Annotated in this window: 5 protein-coding genes and 1 tRNA gene; 2 read left to right on the top strand and 4 right to left on the bottom strand. The window is 71.2% G+C overall.

From position 1 onward, the window contains the following. Window positions 1–139: 139 nt before the first annotated feature. Window positions 140–739, bottom strand: a complete 600-nt coding sequence (locus AB0F71_RS39675; protein WP_360246125.1) for a hypothetical protein — start codon at window positions 737–739, stop codon at window positions 140–142. A 363-nt stretch (window positions 740–1,102) separates the two neighbouring features. Between AB0F71_RS39675 and AB0F71_RS39670 the strand changes: the two genes are divergently transcribed. Further along, window positions 1,103–1,312, top strand: a complete 210-nt coding sequence (locus AB0F71_RS39670) for a DUF5703 family protein (RefSeq protein WP_350517275.1) — start codon at window positions 1,103–1,105, stop codon at window positions 1,310–1,312. A gap of 129 nt (window positions 1,313–1,441) precedes the next feature. Here AB0F71_RS39670 and AB0F71_RS39665 read toward each other — a convergent pair whose 3' ends face one another. The 3 genes from AB0F71_RS39665 to AB0F71_RS39655 all read right to left on the bottom strand — a co-directional run bounded on the left by AB0F71_RS39665 (window position 1,442) and on the right by AB0F71_RS39655 (window position 4,419). Next, complete coding sequence (locus AB0F71_RS39665; RefSeq protein WP_360246122.1) at window positions 1,442–2,284, bottom strand: chaplin; 843 nt, start codon at window positions 2,282–2,284, stop codon at window positions 1,442–1,444. Between the two features lie 283 nt (window positions 2,285–2,567). Next, window positions 2,568–2,813, bottom strand: a complete 246-nt coding sequence (locus tag AB0F71_RS39660; RefSeq protein WP_360246120.1) for a chaplin — start codon at window positions 2,811–2,813, stop codon at window positions 2,568–2,570. A 274-nt stretch (window positions 2,814–3,087) separates the two neighbouring features. Continuing rightward, on the bottom strand, window positions 3,088–4,419 hold the full coding sequence (locus AB0F71_RS39655) for a M20/M25/M40 family metallo-hydrolase (protein ID WP_360246117.1): 1,332 nt from the start codon (window positions 4,417–4,419) through the stop codon (window positions 3,088–3,090). 303 nt (window positions 4,420–4,722) lie between these two features. Here AB0F71_RS39655 and AB0F71_RS39650 point away from each other — a divergent pair. Beyond that, window positions 4,723–4,810, top strand: a tRNA-Leu gene (locus AB0F71_RS39650). Window positions 4,811–4,981 lie beyond the last annotated feature (171 nt).

Below are 4,981 nucleotides of genomic sequence, written 5' to 3'. Positions count from 1 at the left end.
GCGGCGCCGCCCCGCGGCCCCCCGCGGGCCCCCGCCCGCGCCCCCGCGGGGGGGGGGGGCGCCCCCCCCCCCCCGACCGACGAACGTGCGAGGGGCGGGTCCGGAGTTCCGGGCCCGCCCCTCGCGCGTTCGTCCGATGTCAGTCGTCGGGGTCCTCGTCGTCGTAGACCTCGCTCACGTCGAACCGGCAGATCAGCAACTGCGGGTCGGCGTGCTCGAAGGGCTCCGGCAGCCACTCCCCCGGCTCGGTCGGCTCGGCCGCCGCGACCCAGAGCGTCGAGTCCGCCTCCTCCAGGCCGAACTCCTCGCTGCGGGCGGCGATCTCGTCCGGCTCGTACTCGCCGAACAGCACGCCGATCGCGGAGTTCACGCCGCCGGCACCACCCGGGGTCAGCGACTCGTCGAGCCGCTCGGCCTGCGCGCGCAGCCGCTTGGGGTCGACCACGTGGTAGTCGCGGCGGATCAGCACGCTGATCGCCTCGGGCTGTTCCGGGCCGTGGTAGCCGCCCGGCCCCTCGTCGCCGGGGATCTCGAACGGGGTGACCTCGTCGTAGACCTCGTACAGGAGTTGGTCGTAGGCGATGGCCGCCGTCGCGAGCTGCTCGTAGGCAGCGGAGACGGCGGGATCATCAGCTGCGTTGGGGCTTGACACCGCTTCCAGATGACGGTCGATGGCGGCCTTGACCGCCTCAGCGGCGGCGCGTACCTCGGCAATGGTGGGCTGCGCGGCATCAGACATGGTGCAGACGCTATCTCCCCGCAGCGCAGGTACGCACAGCGGTTGTCACCTACACCCGCGATTTCACCGCAACTTCCCCCCTGATGTCCGATTCAGGGCGTTCTGTCCCCCGTCGGGACCGGCGCGGGGCGGGCGCAGAGGGCGTGCACGCGGCCAGGCGGGGCCGTCCGGGTACCGCTTCGCGCGCCGGTATCGGGGTATCCCCTCCACAGCAGCAACAGAACTGATGCACTGTCAGACGAGCCTCCGGGCCGGGAGCCGTCGAACCGCCGCACCGGGACGGGAGGACGGCCGGAAATACCCGGGCCGACTGTCCGGGGCAGGCCGTAGGCTTGCGTGCAGGTGATCCTCAGGAGGAGCGTTTTGACCCCACCGAAGCCGGTCCGGCAGCCGGAGTACGAGTACCAGTCGCTGCGCATGCCGCGCGGCACCACCCGCAACGCGGCGCGCCAACTGCTCACCGAGCATGCCGAGTACGGGCACTGGGAGCTCGACCGACTGCGACTGTTCCCCGACGGCAGCCGGACGGTCCGACTCAAGCGACGGATCATCCGGCAGATCCGGAGCTGGTGACGGGCGGCACACGCCGAACCTTAACGCACCTGCGGCCGCCCGTTCACCGGGCGGCCGCAGGTGCGTTCGTTCATCTGTTCAGGCGTTCAGCTGTTCGACTCTGTCCGTCGACGGGCTCCACGAGCGGGCTCAGCGGGCGCCGGCGCGGGCCCGGCGGTAGAGCACGCCGCCACCGATCAGCAGCGCGAGCCCGGCGGCGCCGAGCATCTCGACGCCACCGGCGCCGGTGTGGGCGAGCTCACCGTTCGCGGCGACGCTCTGGGCGGCCGGGGCGGCCGGGGCGCTGGTGTGGGCGGCGGCCGGGACGACCTGGGTGCCGCCGTTGCTCGACGGCTGGGCGACCGGGGTGCTCGGGGTGGCGCCGGTCGACGGGCCGCCGGTGCGCGGGCCGCCCGTACCGGTGTCGCCACCGGTCGACGGCGGCGGGGTGTGGTCCTCGGGGCAGTCGTCGCTCGGCTTCGGGGCGGGGTGGGCCACGTTGCCGCACTCGTTGCCGAAGGCCGGGTTGCCGGCGCCCACCACGTTCACGGAGTTGCCGCAGGCGTTGACCGGGACGTGCACCGGGGCCTGGACGCTGTTGCCGGAGATCACCCCGGGCGAGTTCGCCGCGGTGCCGCTCGCCGAGGCACCCGAGGCGGAGGAGCCCCGGGTGGCGCCCGCGCCGGAACCGGCACTGCCCCCGGAGTGGCTGCCCTGGCCGGGCTGCGGGGCGGCGTGGCGGCCGCTGCCGGAGGCGTTGGCGCAGTGGTTTCCGTACGCCGGGTTCAGCACGCCGATCACGTCGACCGTGTTGCCGCAGGCGTTGATCGGCACCTCGACCGGCACCTGCACCGAGTTCCCCGAGGCGACACCCGGTGATCCCGCGGCACCTCCCTGCGCCTCGGCGCCCGCGTAGGCGTAGCCGGCGGTCGAGGCCAGCACGCTGCCGGTGGCCACGGCAGTGAGGATCCCCTTCTTGGCTACATTCCTCATGATTTCCCCTGACGTTTCGAGACGGCGTGGCGACCTTGGCATGAACTCGTATGAAAGTCGGAATTTCCGAATATCCGGAAATCGCGCAAGGCCTTTGACTGCACAGGAGTTAACGAGAGGCCAACGGGGAGGTTGAGCCGAACGAAGCAGCTTCACCCGATCGAGTGATCGGGGCGTTCGATCTTGTCGAACCCGACACGCAAAGGCCCCCGGCGCGGCGCGTCCGCCGCCCGGGGGCCGTACCGAGCCCGGCTCAACGGGCCTCAGCGGCCCGGAGATCGGCTCAGAAGTTGGCGCAGTGGTTGCCGAACGCCGGGTTCAGCACGCCGATCACGCTGACGGTGTTGCCGCACAGGTTCACCGGCACGTGGACCGGGACCTGGACCTGGTTGCCCGCGACGACACCCGGGGAGCCCGCGGCCACACCATCGGCAGCGGCACCGCCGTGAGCGGACGCCACACCGGCGGCGGCGAGCACCAGGCCACCGGTGGCGGCGGCGACAGCGGCGATCTTCTTGACCTTCATCATTCCTCCTGTATGGACAACGCAACCCGTTCGGCGGGCTGCAAAGGAATGAACGACGCTGCGGCAAACGGGGTACGGAACAGATTTCCCATTCACCCGCAACGGTGATCCTTCGCACAGATGCTCGGCGCGGAATTACAAGCAGAATCGTTTCTGTTGACCGCTTTCCACCCGTCCCACAATCATGCGCTCCGACAATGCGGTCGGCCCGCCCCCGGCAGTCCGGGAGCGGGCCGACCCAGTCGCCTGATCAGTCTGATCGGCAGGCCTCGCTCGATCAGCAGGCGTCGATGAAGCGGTCCAGCACCCGGACGCCGAACTTCAACCCGTCCACCGGCACCCGCTCGTCCACGCCGTGGAACATCCCGGCGAAGTCCAGCTCCGGCGGCAGCTGCAACGGCGCGAAGCCGAAGCAGCGGATGCCGAGGTCCTGGAAGGACTTGGCGTCCGTCCCGCCCGACAGGCAGTACGGCACCGCCCGGGCGATCGGGTCCTCCGCACGCAGCGCGGTCTGCATCGCCTCGACCAGCGCGCCGTCGAAGTCGGTCTCGATCGCCCGGTCCGAGTGCAGGCTCTCCCGCTTCACGCGCGGGCCCAGCACGCTGTCCAGCTCGGCGAGGAACTCCTCCTCGTAGCCGGGCAGGAAGCGCCCGTCCACGTGGGCGGTGGCCTGACCGGGGATCACGTTCACCTTGTAGCCGGCGCCGAGCATGGTCGGCTGGGCGGTGTTGCGGAACGTGGTGCCGATCATCTTGGCGATGCCGCCGAGCACGCGGACCACCTCGTCCATGTCCTCCGGGTCCAGCCGGTACCCGAGGACGTCCGACAGCTCGTCCAGGAAGGCCCGCACGCTCGGGGTGATCCGCAGCGGGAACTTGTGGCGGCCGAGCCGGGCGACGGCCTCGCACAGCTCGGTGATCGCGTTGTCGTCGTTCGACATCGAGCCGTGCCCGGCCCGGCCCTCGACCGTCAGGCGCATCCAGTGCATGCCCTTCTCGGCCGTCTCCACCAGGTAGAACCGGGCCTGGTCGTTGACGGTGAAGGAGAAGCCGCCGACCTCGCCGATGCCCTCGGTCACGCCCTCGAACAGCTCCGGGTGCTTGTCCACCAGGAAGCGGGCGCCGTAGGTGCCGCCGGCCTCCTCGTCCGCGAGGAAGGCGAGCACCAGGTCGCGCGGGGGCTTGCGGCCGGTGCGCAGCCGGTCACGGACGACGGCGAGGGTCATCGCGTCCATGTCCTTCATGTCGACCGCGCCGCGCCCCCAGACGCAGCCGTCGGCGATCTCGCCGCCGAAGGGGTCGTACGTCCAGTCCGCGGCGTTGGCCGGCACCACGTCGGTGTGGCCGTGGATCAGCAGGCCTGGGCGGGACCGGTCCTCGCCCTCGATCCGGACCACCGTCGAGGCCCGCCCCTTGGCCGACTCGAAGATCTGCGGCTCGATCCCGAACTCCGCGAGCTGCTCGGCCACGTACTCGGCTGCCTTGCGCTCGCCCGGACCGGAGCCGTCCCCGTAGTTGCTGGTGTCGATCCGGATCAGATCGCGACAGATCTCGGCGACCTCCGACTCAGCCGTCACCTTCGGCGCCGCCGACTCGCTCCGCTCGCTCACGGTCACTCCTCGTCTTGGGCCCGCACCGACGCGCCAGCGCGCCACCCCCAGGACCTGCACCCGGGCCGTACGAGCACGTCCGCCCATCCTCCCCCAGCCCTCGATCACGATCCACCCCCCGCACGCCCCCGAAACCCGCTGGTCACACCCCCGCCACAGACCGCCCCCTGCCCCGGCCACCGGCCCCGCCACCAGCACGTCCGCCCGTTCCGGAGCCGTTTTGGGAGCTCAAGCCGATCTTTGCTACAGTTACATCTGTCAGCGCGACGGACGAGAGATCGGAAGCCGCGAGGACGACACCCGGTCCGGGTGGCGGAATGGCAGACGCGCTAGCTTGAGGTGCTAGTGCCCTTTATCGGGCGTGGGGGTTCAAGTCCCCCCTCGGACACCAGCTGTGAGCCTGTGGGCTCAGGGAAAGTGCCGGTCGAGATCCTTATCGACCGGCACTTTTCCGTTTTCCGGGGCCACCGGTGGGCCGGTCGGGCCGGGGACGGGACCGCGTCCCGGGGGGGCGGCGAGGTACGGGGCCCCCCCCTCGGAAAGTGGGGGGGGGGGGGGAGAG

The organism is Kitasatospora sp. NPDC028055, from assembly GCF_040637885.1.
Classification (GTDB): Bacteria; Actinomycetota; Actinomycetes; order Streptomycetales; family Streptomycetaceae; genus Kitasatospora.
The sequence above is the reverse complement of the archived record's forward strand: the minus strand, read 5'-3'. Positions and strand labels throughout refer to the sequence as shown.